The sequence below is a fragment of the Vulcanisaeta sp. genome (genome assembly GCF_049966235.1).
GTDB lineage: Archaea > Thermoproteota > Thermoprotei > Thermoproteales > Thermocladiaceae > Vulcanisaeta > Vulcanisaeta moutnovskia.
In genome coordinates this window covers 1-23,484 of record NZ_JBMFVA010000005.1, presented here as the reverse complement: position 1 = coordinate 23,484, position 23,484 = coordinate 1, and the positions used below count along the sequence as shown (strand labels likewise).

The 23,484-nt window shown below is 41.9% G+C and carries 25 protein-coding genes, 1 tRNA gene and 1 pseudogene; 6 read left to right on the top strand and 21 right to left on the bottom strand.

Annotation, left to right across the window (positions count from 1 at the left end):
* Positions 1-21 precede the first annotated feature (21 nt).
* The gene (locus ACP5L5_RS04755) at positions 22-1,083 is read right to left on the bottom strand and encodes a polyprenol monophosphomannose synthase (RefSeq protein WP_428762021.1); all 1,062 of its coding nucleotides are present in this window, start codon (positions 1,081-1,083) and stop codon (positions 22-24) included.
* A 132-nt stretch (positions 1,084-1,215) separates the two neighbouring features.
* Here ACP5L5_RS04755 and ACP5L5_RS04750 point away from each other — a divergent pair, with 132 nt between their 5' ends.
* Both ACP5L5_RS04750 and ACP5L5_RS04745 read left to right on the top strand, forming a co-directional pair.
* Positions 1,216-2,172 (top strand): alcohol dehydrogenase catalytic domain-containing protein, encoded by a 957-nt coding sequence (locus ACP5L5_RS04750; protein ID WP_428762019.1) that lies wholly within the window; start codon positions 1,216-1,218, stop codon positions 2,170-2,172.
* Positions 2,173-2,217: 45 nt separating this feature from the next.
* Positions 2,218-3,039, top strand: a complete 822-nt coding sequence (locus tag ACP5L5_RS04745; protein WP_428762146.1) for an HpcH/HpaI aldolase/citrate lyase family protein — start codon at positions 2,218-2,220, stop codon at positions 3,037-3,039.
* Here the strand turns inward: ACP5L5_RS04745 and ACP5L5_RS04740 are convergent.
* The 15 genes from ACP5L5_RS04740 to ACP5L5_RS04670 all read right to left on the bottom strand — a co-directional run bounded on the left by ACP5L5_RS04740 (position 3,002) and on the right by ACP5L5_RS04670 (position 16,168).
* Entirely contained in the window at positions 3,002-3,313 is a 312-nt protein-coding gene (locus tag ACP5L5_RS04740) for an ArsR/SmtB family transcription factor (RefSeq protein WP_428762018.1), read from the bottom strand. The genes ACP5L5_RS04745 and ACP5L5_RS04740 overlap by 38 nt on opposite strands.
* Positions 3,310-4,503: an ORC1-type DNA replication protein gene (locus ACP5L5_RS04735; RefSeq protein ID WP_013604262.1), complete on the bottom strand. Its 1,194-nt coding sequence runs from the start codon at positions 4,501-4,503 to the stop codon at positions 3,310-3,312. The genes ACP5L5_RS04740 and ACP5L5_RS04735 overlap by 4 nt, the downstream gene beginning before the upstream one ends.
* Before the next feature lie 81 nt (positions 4,504-4,584).
* The gene (locus ACP5L5_RS04730) at positions 4,585-5,073 is read right to left on the bottom strand and encodes a hypothetical protein (protein WP_428762016.1); all 489 of its coding nucleotides are present in this window, start codon (positions 5,071-5,073) and stop codon (positions 4,585-4,587) included.
* A gap of 16 nt (positions 5,074-5,089) precedes the next feature.
* Positions 5,090-6,316 carry a glycoside hydrolase family 57 protein gene (locus tag ACP5L5_RS04725; protein ID WP_428762014.1) on the bottom strand — a complete coding sequence of 409 codons (1,227 nt, stop codon included), beginning with the start codon at positions 6,314-6,316 and terminating at the stop codon, positions 5,090-5,092.
* On the bottom strand, positions 6,316-6,858 hold the full coding sequence (locus ACP5L5_RS04720; protein ID WP_428762013.1) for a hypothetical protein: 543 nt from the start codon (positions 6,856-6,858) through the stop codon (positions 6,316-6,318). Before ACP5L5_RS04720 ends, ACP5L5_RS04725 begins: the two co-directional genes overlap by 1 nt.
* Positions 6,859-6,891: 33 nt before the next feature.
* A complete protein-coding gene (gene ribC / locus ACP5L5_RS04715) occupies positions 6,892-7,353 on the bottom strand; it encodes a riboflavin synthase (RefSeq protein WP_428762011.1) in 462 nt (153 codons plus the stop codon).
* Positions 7,354-7,403: 50 nt separating this feature from the next.
* Entirely contained in the window at positions 7,404-8,336 is a 933-nt protein-coding gene (locus ACP5L5_RS04710) for a hypothetical protein (protein WP_428762009.1), read from the bottom strand.
* Positions 8,336-9,166, bottom strand: a complete 831-nt coding sequence (locus ACP5L5_RS04705; protein ID WP_273303246.1) for a hypothetical protein — start codon at positions 9,164-9,166, stop codon at positions 8,336-8,338. Before ACP5L5_RS04705 ends, ACP5L5_RS04710 begins: the two co-directional genes overlap by 1 nt.
* 71 nt (positions 9,167-9,237) lie before the next feature.
* Positions 9,238-11,895 carry an AAA family ATPase gene (locus tag ACP5L5_RS04700; protein ID WP_013604255.1) on the bottom strand — a complete coding sequence of 886 codons (2,658 nt, stop codon included), beginning with the start codon at positions 11,893-11,895 and terminating at the stop codon, positions 9,238-9,240.
* 51 nt (positions 11,896-11,946) lie between these two features.
* Positions 11,947-12,270 carry a 50S ribosomal protein L31e gene (locus ACP5L5_RS04695; protein ID WP_428762008.1) on the bottom strand — a complete coding sequence of 108 codons (324 nt, stop codon included), beginning with the start codon at positions 12,268-12,270 and terminating at the stop codon, positions 11,947-11,949.
* 32 nt (positions 12,271-12,302) lie between these two features.
* A complete protein-coding gene (locus ACP5L5_RS04690) occupies positions 12,303-13,130 on the bottom strand; it encodes an NAD(P)-dependent oxidoreductase (RefSeq protein ID WP_013604253.1) in 828 nt (275 codons plus the stop codon).
* Between the two features lie 57 nt (positions 13,131-13,187).
* On the bottom strand, positions 13,188-13,727 hold the full coding sequence (locus ACP5L5_RS04685) for a THUMP domain-containing protein (RefSeq protein ID WP_428762006.1): 540 nt from the start codon (positions 13,725-13,727) through the stop codon (positions 13,188-13,190).
* Between the two features lie 371 nt (positions 13,728-14,098).
* Positions 14,099-15,304: a nicotinate phosphoribosyltransferase gene (locus ACP5L5_RS04680; protein ID WP_273303237.1), complete on the bottom strand. Its 1,206-nt coding sequence runs from the start codon at positions 15,302-15,304 to the stop codon at positions 14,099-14,101.
* A 55-nt stretch (positions 15,305-15,359) separates the two neighbouring features.
* Positions 15,360-15,881 carry a hypothetical protein gene (locus tag ACP5L5_RS04675; protein WP_013604250.1) on the bottom strand — a complete coding sequence of 174 codons (522 nt, stop codon included), beginning with the start codon at positions 15,879-15,881 and terminating at the stop codon, positions 15,360-15,362.
* 5 nt (positions 15,882-15,886) lie between these two features.
* Positions 15,887-16,168 carry a MoaD/ThiS family protein gene (locus tag ACP5L5_RS04670; RefSeq protein WP_013604249.1) on the bottom strand — a complete coding sequence of 94 codons (282 nt, stop codon included), beginning with the start codon at positions 16,166-16,168 and terminating at the stop codon, positions 15,887-15,889.
* A 52-nt stretch (positions 16,169-16,220) separates the two neighbouring features.
* Here ACP5L5_RS04670 and ACP5L5_RS04665 point away from each other — a divergent pair, with 52 nt between their 5' ends.
* Complete coding sequence (locus ACP5L5_RS04665) at positions 16,221-16,772, top strand: MGMT family protein (protein ID WP_273303232.1); 552 nt, start codon at positions 16,221-16,223, stop codon at positions 16,770-16,772.
* Here the strand turns inward: ACP5L5_RS04665 and ACP5L5_RS04660 are convergent.
* The gene (locus tag ACP5L5_RS04660; RefSeq protein WP_428762003.1) at positions 16,765-17,571 is read right to left on the bottom strand and encodes an SAM hydrolase/SAM-dependent halogenase family protein; all 807 of its coding nucleotides are present in this window, start codon (positions 17,569-17,571) and stop codon (positions 16,765-16,767) included. The genes ACP5L5_RS04665 and ACP5L5_RS04660 overlap by 8 nt on opposite strands.
* Before the next feature lie 35 nt (positions 17,572-17,606).
* Entirely contained in the window at positions 17,607-18,626 is a 1,020-nt protein-coding gene (locus tag ACP5L5_RS04655; protein WP_428762002.1) for an MBL fold metallo-hydrolase, read from the bottom strand.
* A gap of 283 nt (positions 18,627-18,909) precedes the next feature.
* Here ACP5L5_RS04655 and ACP5L5_RS04650 point away from each other — a divergent pair, with 283 nt between their 5' ends.
* Positions 18,910-19,095 carry a hypothetical protein gene (locus ACP5L5_RS04650; protein ID WP_013604245.1) on the top strand — a complete coding sequence of 62 codons (186 nt, stop codon included), beginning with the start codon at positions 18,910-18,912 and terminating at the stop codon, positions 19,093-19,095.
* Positions 19,096-19,221: 126 nt separating this feature from the next.
* Here ACP5L5_RS04650 and ACP5L5_RS04645 read toward each other — a convergent pair whose 3' ends face one another.
* On the bottom strand, positions 19,222-19,608 hold the full coding sequence (locus ACP5L5_RS04645) for a CBS domain-containing protein (protein ID WP_048057184.1): 387 nt from the start codon (positions 19,606-19,608) through the stop codon (positions 19,222-19,224).
* 131 nt (positions 19,609-19,739) lie between these two features.
* On the opposite strand from ACP5L5_RS04645, the gene ACP5L5_RS04640 reads away from it, so the two are divergent.
* Positions 19,740-21,635: an aldehyde ferredoxin oxidoreductase N-terminal domain-containing protein gene (locus ACP5L5_RS04640; protein ID WP_428761999.1), complete on the top strand. Its 1,896-nt coding sequence runs from the start codon at positions 19,740-19,742 to the stop codon at positions 21,633-21,635.
* Here the strand turns inward: ACP5L5_RS04640 and ACP5L5_RS04635 are convergent.
* Positions 21,625-22,506, bottom strand: coding sequence for a dihydrodipicolinate synthase family protein (locus tag ACP5L5_RS04635; protein WP_428761997.1), 882 nt, complete (start codon positions 22,504-22,506; stop codon positions 21,625-21,627). The two genes, ACP5L5_RS04640 and ACP5L5_RS04635, sit on opposite strands and share 11 nt — an antisense overlap.
* Positions 22,507-22,584: 78 nt before the next feature.
* Here ACP5L5_RS04635 and ACP5L5_RS04630 point away from each other — a divergent pair.
* Positions 22,585-22,691: transfer RNA gene (locus ACP5L5_RS04630), tRNA-Arg, on the top strand.
* Positions 22,692-22,780: 89 nt separating this feature from the next.
* On the opposite strand, the pseudogene ACP5L5_RS04625 reads toward ACP5L5_RS04630, so the two are convergent.
* Positions 22,781-23,484, bottom strand: a pseudogene (locus ACP5L5_RS04625) (hypothetical protein); the annotation flags it as partial.

Genomic DNA, 23,484 nt, shown 5'->3' with positions numbered 1-23,484 from the left:
GTTAAAAAAGCTTTTTGTAATTTACAATAAATGCATTATTGCTGGATTAATCGTTATTACCCTAAGCGTTATTAGTAACTGCACTATTCCTGAGACAATAAGCACAATTAATGCTGGTACTGGTATTGTATATAGTAATAACTTTATTGAAACAGCTATATACTTAATTAAATGATACTTTGCATAATATTGAATTCTCGGTTTAATACCCATTAATAATTGATAGATTGTAATAACGGTTATTAATGATAATTCTATTGAAATAATATTACCAGCTATTGGACTTACACCTGATAATGCGGTAAACGTGAAATAACCAATAATGGAACCAACAATTAAAGATACCAGGTACTTAAGCACGGAATAATTACTTAACCTAAGCACTAATAACGCATAGCTAATTAACTCATTAGTGCCTAACTTACTCGTGCCATAAAACCTATTCCTAAATACATACGGTACCTCAACAACACTAAGTGAATCACCGTACCTAGCATGCATTAACGTCAGTAACTCAAGAATCAACTTATATCCGGATGAATCGCTAAGTCGATTAATCACATCTCTCAATTTATCAGTATTTACCGCGAAAAACCCACTTACCGGATCCTTAATGTTGCGAGCCCAGGGCATTAACAACCTAGCCATGTAAGTAGCTCCCTTACTAATGACCAACCTCTTCAATGACCAACCAATAACATCACCACCCTTAACATACCTACTGGCTATTGCTAAATCCGCACCATCCCTAAGCACCACTCTTATAAGGTTAGGAACAACCTCAGGTGGGTGCTGTAGATCAGCATCCATAACAACAATAGACCTAGCACCCTTATCCAAACACGCCCTCATACCAGCCTTAATAGCGCTGCCCAGACCAAGCCTAGTACCCCTCTCGATTAGTTCAGCCCTACTTGTTGTCCTGGCAAATTCCGTAACAACATCCTGTGTACCATCAGTACTACCATCATCAACAACCACGATAAACCAATCATAGTCAACTAGGTAATTCCTTAACATGTGCAATAGTATCCTCAGGTTATCGGCCTCGTTTATCGTCGGCAATACGATGCATGTATCCACATAATATAGAGCAAGGCTAAGGAAATAAGTATTACTTTGACAGAAAAGAGTTAACTGAGGGATTAATGCCAAGATCCTAAATAAAATATGTATTAGTTAGTTTAATAATCGATTCACTCACACCCAATGATAATGCGGGTATTGGCAGCCGTGTTAAGGGAATTCAACAAGCCCTTCAGTATCGAGGAGTACGATATTGGTGAGCCCGGACCCAACGATGTCGTAGTGAAGGTAAGAGCTGAGGGTATTTGCGGCCGTGACTTGGTTATTTGGAGGGGTGGGTTTAGGAATTTAAAACCTCCATTAATTCTTGGACATGAAATATTTGGTGAGCTTAATGGAAGGGCTGTTGGTGTGTTTGGTGCGATTACTGATGGTACATGCCCATACTGTAGGGCTGGTAAGGAGAACCTATGTGTAAACCTTCAATTCTTCGGTGAGGGTAAGTCAGGTGGTTATGCTGAGGCCGTAATAGTGCCGAAAAACAATGTATTTGAATTGCCGGATAATGACTATGTTAAGTATGCCGCGGCCGTATGTCCATTAGCAACGGCAATTCATGCAAGTATACTAAGTAATATTGGTTCAGGTACTAGGGTTGTTGTAACGGGAGCTGGGGGTGGTGTTGGTATACACACGATTCAGTACCTAAAGAGCCTTGGTGCATATGTGATATCCATTACATCGCTAGGTAAGGCGGACTTTGTGGCTAGGTTTTCTGATGAAGTCATTACTGAGAGGGATTTTTCGAGGAAGGTTAAGGATGTTGATGTTGTTCTTGAAATCGTCGGCGCCGCAACAATAAATGAAAGCCTTAGGGCGTTAAAACGTGAGGGTACGTTGGTTTTAATCGGTAATATTGAGGGTGAGGAGATTAGGCTCACAAGACCCGCACTTACTGTAATGAGGGAACATAGAATAATTGGTTCGGCAGCTTACACAAGGAGTGAGGTTCTTAGGGCTGTTGAACTTCTCCATAAGGATATCATTAAGCCTATCTATAGGTCCTATGGCTTTAGGGACGTTAATCAGGCTTATAATGACTTACTAAACCAGAAGGTGTTAGGTAGAGCAGTATTGACCTTTTAGGTAAGGGAATTAATTTAAAGGGTTAAGGTTATTGGAACTATTGTGGTGCTCAGGAGGTCTCAGTTATTTGTTCCTGGTAATAATGAACACATGATTAGAAAGGCAGCTCTTGAGTTAAGCCCTGATTCCGTGATTATTGACCTTGAGGATGCCGTACCCATTGATGGTAAGGAAACTGCTCGTAAATTAATCAAGGAATTACTTCCACAACTTGATTGGGATAGGAAGGAGGTCTGTGTGAGGGTTAATGATCCGAAAACACCATTCTTTTACGCAGATATTGATACTGTGTATAAGATTGATGCCGTTAAGTGTATAGTCATTCCAAAGGCTGAATTTGACCTTAGTTTCATCTATAAGGCGACTGGTAAGGACCTTGAGCCACTCATTGAAACTGCTAAGGGCTTACTTAAGGTTGAGGATGTAATTAGGAGTGAGGGCGTTGTTGCTGTTTCATATGGTATTGCTGACTTTGCGCTTTCGGTTGGTGGATTATTAAAGGCCTATGAAACAAACCAGGTACTTAAGACATTTGTTGTCTCTGCGGCTAGGGCTTATGGAGTTGATCCAATTGATAGGGTGTTCTTTGATATTAAGGATATTGAGGGCTTTAGGAGAGAGTGCATTGAGGCTAAGTCGTTGGGCTTTATTGGTAAGCAGGTTATTCACCCAAGCCAGATACCCGTGGCTAACGAGGTCTTCTCACCAAGTGAGGAGGAGATTAATTGGGCTAGGAGGGTTGTTGAGACTTATGAGGCGGCTGTTAGGGAGGGACGTGGAGCCATAAGCCTTGAGGGCCAATTAGTTGATTATGTACATTATAAATTGGCTAAGAGGATTCTTGATTTCGTGAATCAGACCGGTTAGCAATTGCCTGCTCAAGCTCTGTGAAGAATCGCTCGATTACTATGATACGGGGATCACTCTCGCTGAGCCTTATTATCCTTATTCTACCAAATCTCTTCTCCTCGGCAATGCCAAGCCTCTTAAGCGCCTCTATATGATACTCAATCACTTTATAATTAACGCCTAATTCTCTTGATAGCTTCGTAATATTTATCTCCTTATATTTAATTAGAGTCTTAAGGATCCTTATCCTAACCCTTGAGGAGAAGACGCTTTCTATAAAATCGTCACTCACGTACCCAACTCACCCTCTATTATTTTTCTTAATTCCTCCTCTAGCGTGACCAAGGGCTCCGATGGTATTGATATTAATGTTGTCCTACCCCTCATACCCTTACTAGACGTCCTAGTCTCAACGAAACCCTTCGTGTTTAAGTCCTTTAAGTACTCCCATAATTGTGTGTGCTTTCTCGGTTCTTCACCATACTGTTCACAAAGTACTTGGTACTCATCCTCAGCCAATCCAAAGGGTATGTATGGAGAATTCGGGTTTTTCGTTAAGCTCTTAACAATGGCTAGTAGGAATATTTTCTCATGAAGTGGTAGCATCCTCAATTCATCACTCCTAATGCCCCTGAGAGTATTCTTTATCGCCTCCCTGACATGTTCAGGTAAAATTCTCTCTGATCCTTTCATTTCAGCAAGCTTGGATGCCCTCCATAGTATATCAATGGCGTATCTAGCATCACCCCTATGATCATCCATAGAGTTCTCATCAATGCCCGCCACATCTGCTATCATCTCAAGTATTTCCTCGTCATATGCACCATCTAACAAAGCCTCCTGAGCCCTTGTTAGGAGTATCTCAAATATCTGGTCCTTGGTATATGGTTCGAACTTAATGACCGCATTACCAAGCGCACTCTGTGAGCTTCTATCGAGTTGATCTCTAAAAGTTAAGTCCTGACTTATGAGGATCAAGCCAAATCTATACCTATCACCTCTACTTACGTATTCCTCACCAAGCCTTATTAACGTACCTAGGGCATGAGGACCACTATTATTAACTAGGTGAAACACATCATCAAGTGCAACAATGGCGTAGGCGTCCTTTTCCTTAATCATGTCCAGGAGCATCTTAAGCAATTCCTCGGTTGAGAATCCCCTCTTTGGTATTGCAATGTTTAATTGAACACCAACATCCTTTAGCACCGAACTTAGCGTTCTATTGAGGAAGCAGGACACATGAACATACCTAACCCTATTGCTTGACTTTATTACGTAATTCCCAAACTTCCTACTTGTCACTGTCTTACCACTACCGGGTCTACCAATCAGCACTACCTTAGGGTACATAGATCCTGGCTCCTCAAGAAAACCGCTGAAGTACGTCTCAAGCTGCTTTAGCTGCTCTTCTCTATGAGGCAGTTTACCTGGTATGTACTCCGGTGTTAATGCTGCTTCGTTCCTAAAAATCCTTGGCATTTACTATTTCTTTAGTAGAGAGGTAAAAAATAGTTTTTGGTTACTATATAAGTCTTGACCTAGGGTTCACTAAAACTTTCGTTAAACTCTCACAAAGGACCTAGGTCCAGCATAAACACCAAACCAATTGCCCAAGCCCTCGACAATAACTGCACAGTCAGTATTACCCCTATACATTGCACGAAATCCTAGGCTTCGCAATAAATTAATTATTGCATTCTCACAATCATTATTACTAATAGGTGAACCACGTAATCTACACCTCACAGTATATCCCTCACAATCACTGCTTATGTATTTACGAACTTCATCCGTTACTTCAGTAATCGTGCTATAACTCCCATCAGTAATTATTGGGACTATGGAGGTTAATACATTCTCAGGTATTGGTGCATTAATTAGAAGACTAGCTATGTACTTAGGATCCCTTGTTGTCTCTATTATTAAAACACCTCTGAATTCCGTAGCCCTAACATTCACGTTTAGATCAAAGAAAAATAAGTAATCCCTAATGTCATGCTTAACATGATATTCAAATGATGACTTAACGGTAATTACTACCTTATTCATATTACCGGCGCACTAATTACTTAATCTCATGACACCTACCCCTATTCCTCCCAGCATTAACTAATGCGCATGTAATACCCACAACCACATCCTCAATAGTCTTAAAGGCCGTGAACGCCGAATTATACGGGTTGAAATAACTATGAACCTCACCACTAGGCCCATGCTTCATGGATATGTAATAATAATGATCACTAATTAATAGGTATTTCCAGGTCTTTTCAAGCCCATGAACCTTCATTAAATTGCCTATGGAAGCAACATGGTTAAGCGCAATTCTTTGAAGTTCATTTCCCTGCCATGCACTGTCGTCCTTCTCAACATCAGCCCATGATATGGCTGATGGAATATCCAGGAAATCAACAGGTTCCTCATTAACCAATGATGATGGATGTGCAAAATCCACATCAGCCCTGTGTGCCTCCTTAGGAAGCCATGTGAGAAAATCAAAGATACCGCTTTCACGCCAATGATGCTCACCGAACGTTTCAAAATCCAAGCCAACCAGGACAAAATCCCCTGGAGTAGCCCTAATCCATGCCATGTATTTATCAGCGGTTAATGGCCATTGATCCCAAGACCTATTACTGAACCTAAAGCCAATATCATCGGATAACCTATAATGCCGTAATAATAGTCTTATTTTCAGGTTAGGTGCGCCATAGACATACGTTGGACTTCTCCAACCAAGTACCCAATCAACACCCTCAGTAAGCACTACCGCTGCACCAGCCCTTTCCATTAATGCACCCCAATCATTCCTATAAAGGAATTCCGTATTCTCAAAGGTAATTGGCACTTGACCGAATAATGACCTGGTTATTTCCACGTGATCCCTCAACTCCTCAAGGAACAAATCCCCACTAATAAATGATGCTAATGAATGATGATAAGGCTCAGCAACCAATTCAATGGTGCCCTTCTTCACCAATTCCCTCAGCAGGTCAATAATCTCGGGTCTCCACATGAGTAATTGATCAATTAATGCACCGGATATCGATATGGCTGCCTTAAATCCTTCATTACTCAAATCCCTAATTAATTCCAGGGTTGGTACATAGGACTTATCAGCAACCCTATTCAATATTTCCCTATTTACCTCGTCATTGAATATCAGCGAATTTATGATTGACTCATTAACCTCATAATGTCTCAAATCACATAGTTTATTAAGTACGCCATGCCTTAATCTCCTCGGCTGATGCATTTCCAGGAATAGAATTAATTTCTTAACCATAGACATCACTCCTCAAACCACTGATACATACTAACTATTCTCCTTAGATCCTGCTCAATCCTTGACTTAGCATTGCTTAGGAATTTCAGTAAATCGTCAATGTTACCATTACCTAACTTCCTCCTCTCCTTCACAGTATTTAGGAACCTCGATATTAAGTCAAGGTTTATGAATAAATCCATTATTGACTTACCGTAAATTGAACCCTTGGCCTCACCACACGATATTAGAAATTCCTCAGAAGATTTCACCCTATCACCATTCATGAGTCTCATAACCATCCTTACCAAATTATCGCTATAGCCTAGGCTTATACCCACCCTATTTATACTAAGTTTCGTACCAACACCCATGGTTAATACTTGATACCAACTTGACTCTCTATCCATACTTATATCCTCATCAATATTAATACTAGGGCATTTATCTCCATAATTAATAACGTACTCAGAAACCAGCGGGTTCTGTCTCTCCTTAATACTAATTAACACATTATTAGTAACTAATTCATTGAACACTTTCCTTACTAACTCAATCGATGCGCTCACAACGATGCCACCCACACAGTATTAATAAAGCTTTTACTTAGTGATTGGCCCAACGTCTGACCGTCCCTGCCTAAGGCCCATACCCGCCCACTTCGTTAATTCACCCCTAAGCATTAGTATGAGATTTCTCGCGTGCTTCCTAGACCTATCAATTGCTATATCTAGTAATTCCCTTTCATTACTTGTTTCATCTTCATGCACCGTCACGTCAATTATTGGTTTATCATACTCGATCTGAAGCATTATGAGGCCCATGGACGCCACTGCGTAGGTAATCTTATCCGTTAAGCTCGGCCCAATCCAACCAAATACCATGACTGCGTCAATACCCTTATTAATCAATTGTTTGGCGGCCCAGGGAGTATTCTTAAAGCCTGGCACTGTTATTCTTTCTATCACTATAGAAGGCTCGTTGTTTCTAAGCTCCTCAATAGCGTATTTAGCCATATCAACCCTGGCGAATGTCGTATCCACAATACCTACCCTCAACGTCATTAACCTTGGTATCTAAAACCACCTTATAACAATTTATGCATGAAGTTAATTTACTTAGTATCTGTACTTACCTCTTCATGTTCAATCTCAATAAACCTATCAATGTTTATCTTATCTATGGACTCATCTATTGTACCTATTGTGCATGTTGATGAACTATGTCTGTAAAGAACCCTCTCCCTACTACCAATAATCCTAATAACTAATGTACCCTCCCTACCGCACACTGGGCACTTACCAACTGCAACGCTAACCCATGTCCTTCCGTGAGAACGTGCCCAATCAGCAACTCTCCTCAAGTAACTCCTAATGCTCTCCTTATCCAATGTACTTGGTGGTACTAGTTTTTCCTTATTACGATCTTCCTGATTACTTGTGGATTCCACGATCAATTTATTATAAATATCATCAATAACCCTCAATACCTCACCAGGCAGTACGACCTTATCCCCTAAACTACTAAATGGACAAACATCCCTTAACGGACAAACATTACAACTTATGGTCTTAACACTAACCTCCTTATTCTTTAATGACTTAATGACCACGTTAAGTAGTTCCTTACCCCACTCGGGCTTTATTGTTATTGATAGGCCCTCCTCAATATCACCATTTATATTCTTAGATAGGTAATGAAGCTGCACATCAGTGTTTAATAATGCAGCGATTAGTAATGCCTCGACAATGTGGGACTTAGCATTGTCCTTAAGCAACATAAGCTTTGGCAGTATTAACGAGTCACCGCACCTAAGTAACCTCGGCAGTTCCAGCGCAATATCCTCAAGCCTAACCACGTGCTTTTCCGTAGCGCAAACAGACAAAACCCTAGGCAAATACTCAGTATATGCTTCATCCATTATACTAACATCCCTTCTCAGAGATAATAATGAGCACTTTGCAATTGATGTTATAAAATGTGAATCCCTAAGCTGCAACCTATTTAGTAAGTAGTTTGCCAGGTCTATTATTTCATCGAGACTCATTAACCAACCACCTTAACTCCAGCCTTTGAAACCTCATGCTTTACGTAATCAAGGTAATTATCAAGCAACTCCTTACCTGGAAGCAAAACTTCATGTGGGTTCTTTGTCCTCATTATACAAATATCCCTAAACCTACATACCTTACACGAAGTTGTCTTGGCAACTAAGGCCCCAATGTCCCCACCCTCCACAGCCTTCACCCAAAGCTTAAAGGCATAAATCACTGGGTAACCAACCTCGGGTATTACCTCAATAGGAACTATGTTACGTAATACACCATCACTAAGCACTAGATAGAGCACATAGGTGTTTTTATTACCTGCTGCTGAGTAAAAACCTGCCTGGATTAGGTCGTGGAATAGCCTAGCCTTCGTCACCCTACCCATTATAGTCTTAAACTCAAGGTAATAATTACCACAATCGAGGTCTGGTTTACCTCTCATTGTCCAGGCGTTATGCGTATACATAACCTCAACACCCTCAATACATCTATTACCAAGCCTATTCTTAATCTCGACAATTGCCAGGTTATGAATCATCTTACCCAATAGGTGCATAGTTGCATCACCCCAATCAATACTTGGTGTCTTACCCGTTAAGTAATAACTAGGTATTAAGGCACATTGTGTGAATAAACCCACCGGTACATTGCCTGGGCTTATCTTGACCATGGACTCCTTTATCTCATTAAATATTACCTTGCTCAAGCCGACATCCCTATTAATCGCATCAGTAACCTCCTTTACAATATTCGTTAGGGAATATCCCTCCTTTATCAATTTCGTTACTTCCTCAATTAAATTTTTCAATGCTTCAGGTTTTTGACTCATGACAATAATGTGGAAAAGACCCTTTAAATTACTAAGCCTACATTAACATGGGTATTACTGTACGAAATTAATTAGACCATTAAATTAGCCCTACGCACAAAATCCTCATACTGACTAAGCAATTCCCTATTTAATGATGGATGAACCTTACTAAGTGCATACTCGAAATCTCTCCTCGTAATTTTAACCCTATTATCACCACTTAACACCCTATCTAAGGCTCTCATCTTAGCCTCCCTGACCAACGCAGCTAAATCAGCACCACTATAACCCTCAGTAACCTCAGCGACCCAATTAATGACCCCCTCCTCGACCTCAGCATTCTTCATGTGTATCCTTATTATTTCACGCCTAGCATCCTTATTCGGTGGTGGTATGTAAATTACCTTATCGAATCTACCAGGCCTAAGCAACGCCGGATCAACAAACCAAGGCCTGTTTGTGGCTGCAATCACAATGACATTATTCAACCCCCTTAATCCATCCATCTCAGTTAGCAACTGCGAAATAACGCCAGACCAGACGCCACCTATTGGTGAATCCCTGGGTGGCGCGACAGAGTCTATCTCATCAATGAATATTATGGCAGGTGTATTATCACGTGCCATATTAAATACGTCCTTAACCACTGCAGCAGCTCTCTCAGGCCCAACCCTAGCCAGCTCGGCTCCATTAAGTTCTATGAAATTTGCCTTAAGCATATTGGCTGTTGCTTTTGCGACGAGAGTCTTACCAACACCAGGAGGACCAAAGAGTAGGATACCGTGTATTGGCTCAATACCCAACCTCTCGAGTATGTCCCTCCTCTGCATTGTGGCAACTATATACTTATTGATGACCTCCTTAACCTCCTCAAGATCGCCAACGTCATCCCAAGTAATCTCTGGAATACCGACTTGGGCCTTACCAAAGGTCCTCAACCTACTGTATTGTAGCCTAAAGGCCTCATATTTCTCGAGTAAGTCGTAGGTTAGGCTAGGCTTATACCTATTAATTATCTCCTCTAGCTTTTCCTGGGTTATGGGTTTACCATCCTTAAGCGACTCGAGAACTGCAGTCCTTACCACATTCATTATATCCGCACCAGTAAACCTATCAGACAACTTGGCGAGTTTTGCATAATCAATAGAACCTTGAATGGGCTTATCCCTTAACATAGTCTCAAGCATCTTAGCCCTAGTCTCCTCATTAGGTGGCGGTACATAGATCACTTTATCGAATCTACCAGGCCTAAGCAACGCCGGATCCAATAGGTCTGGTTGATTTGTTGTTCCAATCACTAGGATATTCTCATTACCTTTAGTTATCCCATCCATCTCACTAAGAAGTATGTTTAGTAGTCTTGGCGTTACATCATCGCTTACATACCTAGTCCTAGCCTTGCCTATGGCGTCAAATTCATCGATTATTATCACCGACGGTGCATAATTCTTGGCTATTTTGAAGAGCTCAGCAAGCCTATTCTCACTCTCGCCATAGTATTTACTAAGTAACTCACCTAGGTTCATTATTATTGTTGTCCAACCCAACTTACCGGCTATTGCCCTCGCGAGCATTGTCTTACCAACACCAGGAGGACCAAAGAGCAGTACTCCATGAATCGGCATTAAACCATACTTCTGAGACAATCTACTATCCCTAAGTGGTGTTATTACTGACGTCTCTATTTCGCTCTTAACATCCTCAAGTCCAACCACATTATCCCACTCACTAGCCAGTGACTTTAGCTCATCCTTATTGAGGATTAGTTGATAGCCACGCTCAAGGGCAATTACTGATTGCTTCTCTTCCTCCTCAAACTTAATCTCAACAAGCCTGAAGTGCATTATTGGTGGTAATAGGGCTGTGCTAATTACTAGGGCAGGTAATAAGCCCTGAATTAAAGTGTTAACATCAATGCCTTGATAAAGCCCAAAGTATGGATTCATGTAGAATAGTAGGTATGCCATTAATGCGTAGGCGGACATCGTACCAATCGTTGGCGCAAAGAGCCTAATCACCTTATTATCATGTGACCTTAATCTGCTTGATATTACGTACGCGATGTATGCAGTTAAAGCCATTATCGGTGGCAATACGTAAGTGCTGGTCCAGGTAAATACCCTATCAATTGCTTGGGCAAGTCCGTAAAGCCCCACATTAATGCTGCCCAAAGCACTTACTATTGCATTAGTGGTAAGTGATGATAGGGGGGATACGTATGTACTCACGGGGCCGAACCAGGGAACTACGGTATTATTAGCATTTAGTAGTAATAGTGTTGGTATGTAGATTATGAGGAATGTTATTAATGATTTTAATGGAGTTACTCTCCTCGTAATACCTATCGTGAGGCTTGGTGAGGTCAGTATTAATGGTACTGAAAGTACGTAGAGTGGGATGGGCATTTTAGGTATTATTGAGAATTCCCATGCAAGTATACCAACACCAACACCAAGCCAATCGAAGACCCTTATCATGACGAGGAGAATTAGGATAAGGAGTAGGGTACCTAACGCCGCATATCTATAGACATAGAGTAGGGCAGGTATTAGGAGCATTATCATTATTGCAAAGCCAAGCTTAACATGCCCTGAGTATGCCAATGCCGTGGTTACAGCTATTATTAGCAAGGCAACTGGTAATGGATAAAATGGAAAATCCATTACGAATGCTATTGATGAGACTGCCAGGTAAAGAATTGCTGTGAAAAGCCTGGACATTAATTGCAACGTCCTATTACTAACCACGTTAATTCGAAATAAAAAAGCCCTTTAAAAGGAATCGGCTATTCCAGGATACTACTTCGACTCTGCAGCCTTTGTCTCGGTCTTTGTTTCAGGTTTCTCAGGAATGTTTAGCGTGACCTTGACCGTGCCATCACTATACTTGGTAACCTTAACCTCGACCTTCCTTGGTGGGTCCTCAATGCTCCTAGACCAAATATACTCATTAACACTATTATCTATCTTAACCTTCTCAGGGTCAACCTTCATGTGCCTAGCCACGAACTTCCTAATCAACCTAATGGCATACGGAGACCTCTTGGTCCTTGAAACCTCCCTAGTCCTCCTAAGGTTAATTACGTAAACCCTCTCAACCTCAACCTTGGCGCTCTCGCTCATCACGCACGATTAAACTGTGGTCTTAATAAGCATTATTTTTCCTTTAAACCGCCAATAAGCTCAAGCAAGCCGGCCCTAACATAATCCTCATTCCCAAAGCCAAGGGCGGCCAATAACTCGTATAGGGACTTAACAATTGAGGAAACAACTAGTGGGGTCTTTGCATCACCCGCTGATTTAACGGCGTAGTGCACGTCCTTAGCAGCCAGGGCTAGTGTAAATGAAGGCGGTAATTTAGGCTTAAGAACCCTATCCATGTACTTCTCACTGACTTCCTTAAACACGGTCTTGGTTAATAATGCCCTTAGTGTATCATCATCAACGCCATAAGTCCTCCCAAGTACTACATACTCCCCAAGTAATGCCATGGTACCTATTAGAAATGAATTATAGGCAAGCTTAAGTGCCATTGCTGCCTCGGCAGTTGGTAATCTAATTATGGAACCTAACTTATCAAAAACCTCCTTAGCCCTTTGGTACGTACTTTCAGGACCACCAATCAAGTATATCGCTGTTCCATTCTCAACATCAGCGGGACCACCCACAACAGGTGCGGCCAGTAATCCTTTTCCCATACTCGTAAACCTAATGTTAAATGCTGTAACAGCACCAATACTGTAGGTCCCTGACAACGCAACTATGTCACCACCAACACCTCTAACTGCGTTTAGTGCCTCATCATCAGAAACAAAAATGAATGTTAATCCCTTGGCCTGTGAAATATCATCTATTGATCTTGCGGGTAAATCCTTTAACCTGTCCTTAGTTCTATTCCATGCATAAACATTAAACCCCTGCTTAGCCAATCTTCTAACGAGCGCACTACCCATCCTGCCTGTTCCAATTACGGTAACGTCCATATTGAGAGAATAATTGATGCTAGAATTAAAGGATTATGGTTAATAGTAATTAATAACTCATTGGCCGCCTTGTTGGGAACCGACACTAACCTTCATTAGTGAGAATATATCGTCCTCCCTAATAACGCTTATGCCAGTCCTTGATGGGAAAATCTCCAATTGAATAACCTTATCAGGGTTCTCAAGCTTGACTTTATTACTTATTTTCGACGCTATTGAATCAATGATTTCCATCCTATCGAGATCAACACCCCTCTTTCTAACCTCAACCTTATAAGTCTCATTGGTACTTAAGTACCTATTTGCTAATTCAATGGCGGCTTTCGCAATATCCTCCATTTTAGTATTCACTGTTCTCATTATTGGTACTACCTTGAGTACAAAGCGTGGTATGTATCGCCCAGTAGTAACGAGATCTTTCAATTTCCTGGTAAATTCCACAGGATCGCCATCTACATACCCCGTTATTAATCCATCAAATCCCGTGAATGATGTCTGGGCAATCCTCATACCAATTAAATCGCCTATGTACCTAAGTTCATCAGCACATCTACCCTCTAGCCTCCTTCCCGTGGATATTACTAAATTGAAATCCACACGAACCCCTACATATACCTACCTTAACCTTTTATAAACCACACCTATTCCGTAAAATTATCACTGAATTATGGAAGATTGATAGATAATAAGGAATATGTAAATTTACCGGTCATAGTACACACATAAAGTTAGTAGGGTAGGTAATGCTTTTTAATAATGCTTTTAAATCATCATGGACCAAATATGAACAGCCTAGTTATGGAAGAGGAAGAATGGGAAGAAGGAGAAGAGGAGGAGGAATGGGAGGAATTTGAGGAAGAGTGGGAAGAGGAATTATAAGATTAATATTAAACCTTCCTTAAAATAGAAATGGCAATTTCTTTAAGCATTTGTGGTATGAACACGTTACATTAATACTCATTTCATTACTAAATCTCGGCATACCTCAATTGATTAAGCACGTAACTCCTAATCTCCTGATCGCTAGGTACTGGCTCAGCGACCTTACCATTATCAACAAATTTCCTAAGTAATGGTGTGGGCTTGGAACCATCCCGACATACCGCTGGTTCCCAATCCCACGGAATAACTTGATCATCAAACGTATCCCCACACCTATAAACCTGCTTAAAACCAGGTAATTTACCACGCTTTGTAATCGGTACCCAACGCCCACTCTTCTCGTCATAAGCCTCCACAATGTCCATACTAATATCAACACTTGGTGGGAAGGCTATTGATGTACCAACACCAAACATGTCGGCAATGTCCCTAAGCTTAATAATTTCATCCTCATCAACACCACCACTAACTAGTATTTTCACATTCTTATAACCAGCCAGGTCTAGGGTCCACCTAACCTCACGAACAATAGCCTCCATATTACCACGCCTACTACTCGGCGTGTCTAACCTAACACCATACAGCCTATTACCGAGTAGTTTAGCAGCTATCATGGACTCCTCACGCTCATCAAGGAATGTATCCGCAAGCACTATCCTAGGAACATCATTAGGCATTACCTTATCAAACCAGACCCAGGCAAGTGTGTGATCACCAGTCGCATGCCTAAACACTATCATTAATGCATGGGGCATTGTACCACTTGGTTTAATACCCAATAACCTAGCCCCCACTACGCCAGCAACACCATCACAACCACCTATGTAAGATGCCCTATCAACCATTGGTTGTATTGCTGGATGAACAACCCTAGCACCAAAGAATATACATGACTTATCACCAGCTAACTTCTTAATCCTGGCAGCCTTACTGGCTATAGAACTGTAATGTCTGAGTATCCCTAGGAACGTTGTTTCATAAACAGCGAAATCCACGTAATTACCCTCAATAACCATTATTGGCTCATTGGCCTTAAAGAGCGTACCTTCAGGCATTGCGTAGATGGTTATCGGCAATTCCTTAGTGACCGTGAGGCTCACGACTTCCTTTAAACCAGCAAACACGGCCCACTTATAATTCCTCGGTAAATTAACAACATGAAACTCAGCCCTAACCTTAACCTTATCAAGACCCGCCGCTCTAAGTACATCAATGGTTCTCATAAAGTAAATATCAGTTGCATCACCATTAAGTATCTCCTCATCCTTAGCGATATAGAATAACCTATCCATCGTCTCCCTGAGACTAGTGGAATTATAAATTATTAACTGCAAGAATTGCCGCAGACTACGTGAACCCACTAATATACTTATTAATTAAGGTATTTATAAAGTCATCAATGGACCTAAACAATCCCTCATAAACCTTATGAAAACCAACACCAATTATTAAATCCTCCATAAAGTCCTTGAAAATATTAATTACGTTATTCACCAAATCATAGACACAATCATTAATACCCATTACTATTATTGACACTTGATCATTACCAACAGGACTAAGAATCTCTAAACCCCTCCTTAACTGCGTTGTACCAACCATATACGTTAATGCACCCAAGCCCGGGTCCCTAAACCTCGACACACCCTGCAAATTATCCCTAAGGCTTAAGTACGCCGAATAAATCATTTGCCATGGACCCAACACCTTCACCGCGGGCACTATGGTGATCAAAGAATTAACACAATCATTGGTTAACGATTTAACCCTAACAAGAAATTCATCATTAATGGGCTTAGTTAGTATAATCGTTGCAAGCCAAATCCTCAACTCACCAATGTCACTGTTAAGCCTAATCACATAACTCATGGCAATTACCCACCATGAATATATGCCAGTATTAAAACCTCATCGCCATCCTTAACCGGTGTATCAAGACCCTTGAGCAACCTTATGTCAATATCATTAACTGCAATATAAATATCAGGCATCAACTCATTCCTCGAAACATCAAATACCCTCTTAAATAATTTCTCATTTATTGACCTAAGTCCATTAATAACATCCCTTACCGTAATAACACCATTAAGCTCAATAAAATCCTTACCAAGAGCCAACGCACTTAAAACACCCACTAATTTAACCCTGACAACCACAGTAGATTCTCGGGACAGGGTTTTTAAGGGCTCCTTACTAATTGAATTAAAAATGCATTGCATAATTTTGCCAATAAGAGAGATTGGAGTCCTGGAGACGTGTATTTACGGTGATAGGATTCGGGAAGTCAAGGTTAGGATTGGAATTGATGGAATTAAGGAGAGCACTAGAGACCCCATTGCAGAGACTATATCAAGATACATAATGGGGTTAGTAGAACCAAAGGAAATAATTAGGTACCTAGAGCTGGGTCCAGGACTTCTTGGACTTGCACAGGTCGCAATGCTATCAATACCAAGAGGCAAGGTAGCGACATACGCCCAATTAGCTAGGCTGTTAAATACAAGCCCCAGAGCCGTTGGCAAATTAGCCAGCGCTAATAAGCTTCCGGTGATTGTTCCTTGCCATAGAGTCATTAAGAGCGATGGCTCATTAGGTGGTTACTCAGTTAGTGATTCAAGCATTAAGCTTAGGTTGCTGGAAATGGAGGGTGTACGAGTAGTTAATGGCAAAGTCGCTAAGCAACATAACGTCAGTGATACTGTACTTACAAAGAACTTTAGGGAGCTTCTGAATTACGTATCGCAGAATATGATTATTTAATAACGAAGAGAGTAACTTCATCACCCTCCACAACACCGTATTTTTGTGCAAAGTTACCCCTATTTATTGAGAGCTCCAAAAATCCCTCACTATTTATTAATGCTAATACCTCACCATCACCGGCATAACCATAACTTCTCAGGAACCTAACCCTAAGGTCAGTATTCCTCCTTGGTATGACAATGCGTAATTCATCACCGTACTTAAGACCAAGAACCCCGAGATCACTCTCCCGAATGCCCGTGTAGGCATTTCCGAAATGATCAATATAAATAATCATTGAATTAGCAATATTCCTAGAAACTCTATTTGTAATGCCTGGTAGTCTTGCTGGATCAGTAACTCGAGACCCCAGTAATGTTATGTCCAGACCAAGGCTTAAGTAAGCCGCAACTGGTGCAAATATGTCACGTCCATGAAACGTGCTTGACACAACAGGTCTCATGAAATCCCTATTCTCGATAGCCCTAATATCGATGATACCATCATCCTCAGCAGCCATCATTAAAACACCATTGTCTGGCCCAACAAAGTAGTAATTCCTTGTCTTAATGGCGATAGCCCTCCTCGATGTACCAACGCCCGGATCCACAACAACCACGTGTATCGTTCCCTTTGGGAAGTACTTATATGAAGCCCATAGGGTGAATGCTGCCTTATGCACATTGAATTGCGGTATTGAATGCGTTATATCAATTATTACGGCCTCCGGATTTAAACTAAGTATCACACCTTTCATTGATGGTACGAAATACGAATCATAGCCAAAGTCCGTGAGTAATGTTATTACGGGTCTCATTGAAAACCCTAACTCTCATCTTCAATTTAAGCATTTTACCGCAGGAAGTAATCCATTGTTAATTGACTAGGCCCAGGGAGGGGTCTAGCCATGATCCCCAGTTCATTTCTCAGGTATTTAGCGAATTTAGTGGCATTACCATAAACGGTATACACAAGCTTAGCTCCACTACTTAGAACGAAATCTATAAGCCCAGGGAAATCAGAGTGACTACTTAGTGGAATTGCATCTACACCAATTTGATTAAGCCAAACAACCCTAGAACGCTTAGCATACATACCACTTAATGCCACAACCCTGGCTCTTCCATACCTACTTCTCAAGACTTTAGTGAGACGAGTGACGTCCCTGGGAATCCCCATGATAATTACGGAACCTTTTGGCGGAGAACCACTAATTACCATACCATACCTTAGATCCAAGGCATTATTAATTACCTTAATACTAGGCTCCACATAGAGCGGGTAATCCTTAAGCAATGCCGTGAGTTCTTGACCACGACCAAGCGGTTGACCCATAAGCAACACAACCCCGTCCTTAACACCATCCTCAACAACTGCCCTTAACTCATTATACACCTCATGCCTACTTGGGAACACGTAGTCTGGATCACCGTATGTAGCCTCCATAATTAAGACATCAACATCAAGACCCTTAGCACCATCTAGCAGTATTGATGGCTCCACATTAAAATCCCCAGTAATCCCAACCCTAAGATCACCAAAGTCAAGTACGTAGGATAAACTGCCAATTACATGACCCGCGTTAAACGATTCAATTAAAACATTATTAACGGCAAGCTTAGAGCCTGGACTAATCGTGATGTGCCTTAGGTTCTCACCATCGCGAGCCCTAATTATGACCGCAGTCTCATTGCTCATAATGATCGGTGATACATTGCGAAGAGTTCTCGGATTAACGTGATCCCTATGACCATGTGTTATTAATATGGCATTAAAGGATCCGCTGGGCTTCCTTAATGGATCAATTATGAATCTATTATTTTCGTATTCAATAACAATCCCATCGTCATAATACGCCCTAAACCTATTCATTATTACATAAAGTATAGGAGCCGGTATAATAGGTTGTTGTCAAAGGTAGTTAAAAATAAGAAATTCTTTCTACACCTGAATAATGAGAAAACTATTCAATAATTAGTAATGAATGAAGTATTGTAATTACGAAAAAATAAGAATTTTCCACAGGGATTAAAGTGGGTACTGGCTATGTTCGTGTATTTAATTATATCATTAATTAACTCAGCAAATTACGATCGCTACTTCACAAATATAAATGCAATATCTTTATAACCTAAAGAAGAAGTATTTACATTGTATGGTCGAGGGAATCAAGAAGAAAATACTTGATTATCTCACGAGCAATAAGGGTAAGGAATTCACGGCTGAGGAAATTGCCAGGGCTGTTGGTGAGGAGAGAATAAATGTGATTAAGGCACAACTCACGAGGTTAATAAAGGATGGAAAAGTGGTAAAGACCGATGGAAAATATAAGTCTACATAAACTAGTAGGCGGTAAGGAATAAATCATCAAAATTATGAATATACTTTCCCGACATAAATTAGAGTAGGAAATTAAGATGCTTCCCTACCCAAGGTGTTGTCTCTATTATTCCTGGTACATTATTGTTTATGGATAGGATAATTCCTGAGCCATTAACGCCCTTACTAAGTCCCTAATACTTACCATACCCACCGTTTTACCCTCCTCAACAACTGGTAAATGCCTTATATTATTCTCAATCATCTTCATTGCAGCCGATATTACCGACTCTGACGTATTCGCAGTAATTAATTTCTTACTCATTACCTTCATTAACGGTGTGTCAAGACTAATACCCTCAGCCACAACCCTAACCAGGTCTCTTTCCGTAAATATTCCCGTTGGTTTTCCATCCTCATCAATAATAAGGATACTACCGACATTATGCATATACATTTTGGCAACAGCACAGGTTATTGGGTCAGTGGATTTACAGGATATGACCCCATCCCTAATTAATTCCTTGATCCTCATACTGGGTCTACTAGGTATAACTGGGTATAATGGGTTAATAAGTATTTCTCCGAACACTCTTATTAAGTAGGTACTACTTATTCACAGATTACTCAAGAAAACCTATTATTAGGTTGAGAAGAACGTTACATGTGAAAGTACTTAGGATAGACCTTAATGCGAATTCCCTGAGAACTGAGGAAATACCTGCGCAAGGACCAATAACGCTAGGCATTAAGATACATAATGAGGCTAAGTCCTGGAGCCTAGATCCACTTGACCCTAATGTACCGTTTATAATTGGTATGGGCCCCTTTGTTGGTGGTAAAATGCCTGGCTTCCATAGGTTAATAGCCGTATTCAAGAGCCCAATGACAAGGACTCTCCATGTCGCCGCCCTAGGTGGTGCTGCATACAAATTCATGGGATCTGGCATTGATACAATTGTGATAACCGGCAAGTCAAAGAAACCCATAGTTATTTTTGCATCAAGTGACGGGATTGAATTAAGGAATATAGAACCCGTTTTTGAGTATGGGAATTACCACGGCGCCTATGCATTCACTAAGTACCTACTCGATACCTACAGAGACTTCTTCGTTAAGTATAACGCCAGGGCTGTGGTTGTTGGTCCAGCAGCGTTGGGTACCTACAATGGCGCCCTAGTGTCTATTGACGTTAATCCATTAAAGGGTGAGTTTAGGCCGGGAGCTGAGGACTTCGCTGCCAGGGGTGGACCGGGCACCGCTCTTGTCATGGGTCATAACGTGGTTGGCATTGTGGCTGGCGGTACGTATAAGGCAAGATATACCAAGGTTAATGATATGGACTTCATAAATAAGATAATGATTGAGTCCTTCAAGAAGCCCTTTAGGCAGGTTATGGATGAGAAGACCATTAAGTATAGGTTTGACCCAAGTATAGGCACTGGTGGTACATTCGGCGTTAACTACCCACATTACCGTGAGTTACTGCCTCTCTTCGGTTATAAGTCCATATACCTACCCAGGGAGGTGAGGATTCAACACGTCGAAGCAATACTGAGGCTCTTCTGGAAACCCTTTAATGATGAAGTCTTCGTTAAAAGCAAGAGCTGGTACAACTGCGGTGACTTCGGATGCTCAGTCGTTTGTAAGAAGGTTTGGCGTGGTAAGAAGGTAGATTACGAACCATTCCACGCCATGGGCCCATTCATTGGCAATTACATATTTGAGGAAGCCGTACCGCTCGTGGACCTAATAGACCAATACGGCCTGGATGCAATTGAGATGGGGCATGTGGTTGCGTGGGTTTTTGACGCTATTGAACATGGCCTGTTAAGACCTGACGAGACTGGACTTAGTGATAAGCCCGCATTTGATCCAGTGAGGTTTAATCCCGAGGTTGACTCGAGAAAGAACGCGAGACTGGCCGGTGAGGTTATTAAGGGCTTTGTTGAGAAGTCCAGTGAGATACTTAAGTTAATTGCTGAGAATGGTGTTAGAGCTGCTGCGAGGAAACTTGACGAGATATTCCATGACAGGGTCTTGAAAATTGGTAAGTCCTTTAGGGACTTAGTGGTTTATGTCGCCTATGGTAATGAGGGCTATATGACCCCGAATTTCTACTGGGCCCCTGGAATGGTTGCACCAATGTACATGCTAGGTAGATATTGGACGAATTACACACCAACATTCATGGGACCTGAGGATTTTGCAAAGTCATCACTTAATAGGGCAATTGCTGAAGCCTTGATTGATGATTCCGGCCTTTGCAGGTTCCATAGGGGCTGGGCTGAACCAGTGCTTGAGAGACTATATATCGAGATTACCGGCATGCAACCCAATAAGGATATCTATAGGGAACTTGCTGAATACTCAATAAGGGCTAATACAGAGCCTAAGCCCTGGGAGGGCGAGAGGGCTAGAGACGTGGTCTCAACAATGGCTAGAGAGGTTGGTTCTAAGGAATGGAGCTTTGAGGATTATGAGGACTACATTAATTGGTGGAGGAGGTTTAAGGAAACCATCGACTCAGGCCTTGGATTAACCCCACTAATCACTGCTTAATAAGGCCGAGCGAAATCAATGAATTCCTAATGAAATCCTTTGTCTTCTCATCAGGGTCTTCGTAAGGCGGTCTTGTTTTGCCGATATCAATACCAACGAGGGACATTGCATACCTATAACCACCACTCAAGCCACCTGCCTTCAACACACTCCTAACCCTTACTATGAACTCCTGGAGTCTCCTCGCCTCCACGTAGTTACCACTCCTCAACTCATTGACAATCCTAACTATCAACTCGGGAAATGGGTTTATCACCAGCGACACGATGCCCACGCCTCCGGCGAGCATTATGTCATATATCAAGCCATCACTACCAGCCATAACCCTCAACTCAGGATGCGCAGACAGTATTGTATGTAGGCCGATCATATCATGTGAACTATCCTTAAGGTACTCAATGTTTGGGCATTTATCCAGGATTTTAATAACCATTGATGAGTTCAAGGGATTCCCAACGGCTGGCTCGTTATAGAGCATTACGTCGCCGCCGAACTCCCTGGACAACGCACACACGTAGTCCAGGATACCCCTCTCACCAAATTGCTGTGGGTATGGCTGTGGTATCGTCAATACATCAATACCGATTTTACCGACCTCCCTGATAACCTCAACAGCCCTCTTAATACTCATTTCAGAAACCAGGAATGACACAGGGACCCTATCACGCACATAACCAACAACCATTCTCAAGAAACCAAGCCTCTCCTCAGTAGTGAAGGCGAAGGCCTCGGCACCAAACCCACCAACGTAGAAACCCTCAACACCACGCCTAAGCAGGAAATCAAGCATCGCACCAACCCTACCCTCATCAATATCACCGCTCGCATTAAGTGGTATGAAAACCTCAGCCACAGCACCCCTAAACTCCATATAGCCAGGAAACACCACAAACCATTATAAGGATTACCACAAAGCAAAGACTTAAAATCAATGAAAAAACAACAAATTGGCCCCGTAGCTCAGCATGGATAGAGCGGCGGCCTGCGGAGCCGTAGGACCCGGACGTACACTCAATTGAGCGTACGGGGTAAGTTCAAATCCCGGCGGGGCCGCCATCCATTGTGTTTTTCTTTTGTGTTTCCTAGGTTGATTGTGAGGAGGGAAGGAGAAAAGGAAGGGATTTCGGCCCGTGGGTTTGGGCGGGCTAGGCTTCGTCGAGACACTCTAGGTTTTGCATCGCCTTAGCTATTCTCTTTTTCTTTCTCTCATCCTTCGTTTCGTTAAGCCACTCGTTCAGCTCCCTGCATACCACTGGCTTAAGTGGAGTATCGCGGATGTTCGCGTGTGTTATCGAGACCACATGGCTCCCTTTCTCTACGTACTTCACCGCTTTATAGCCGGCTTTGTTGAGCTCCTCGACTAATTTCAAAGCCTCTTTCTCATCCCTCCTCCAAGCCCTAAGCTCAACCCTGCAATGCCTATCAATGTGGATGTTCATGCTTATGTCCGTCCCAGGTATAACAATTGATGACCTGCCCAGCTCCATAACCTCCGCATTAGCGAGCTCGATAATCCTCCTAAACTTCTCACCGCCCGGCAAGCCAGCGCCCAACTCAATCAACTCCCTGAGGTCTGGTGTTTCGAACCAGTCTTTGGCTAACTCAACAGCCTTGCTTGACTTGAGTATAACCTCGACCCTGTAGTCCCTTGGGTACATCGTGAAGCCTAGTTCATTAACCAACCTCTCAATCACGCCCAACCACAGCTCGTACTTGCCAAGGCCCATTATGAGCCTTATACGCCCCTCATCAACACTAACATCACCATCACCCCAAACAGCCGGTGCCAGGAATGCCTTGAGCCTCTCAATGTTGAGTTTTTCAACCTCCTCTGCGACCTCTCTCTTCG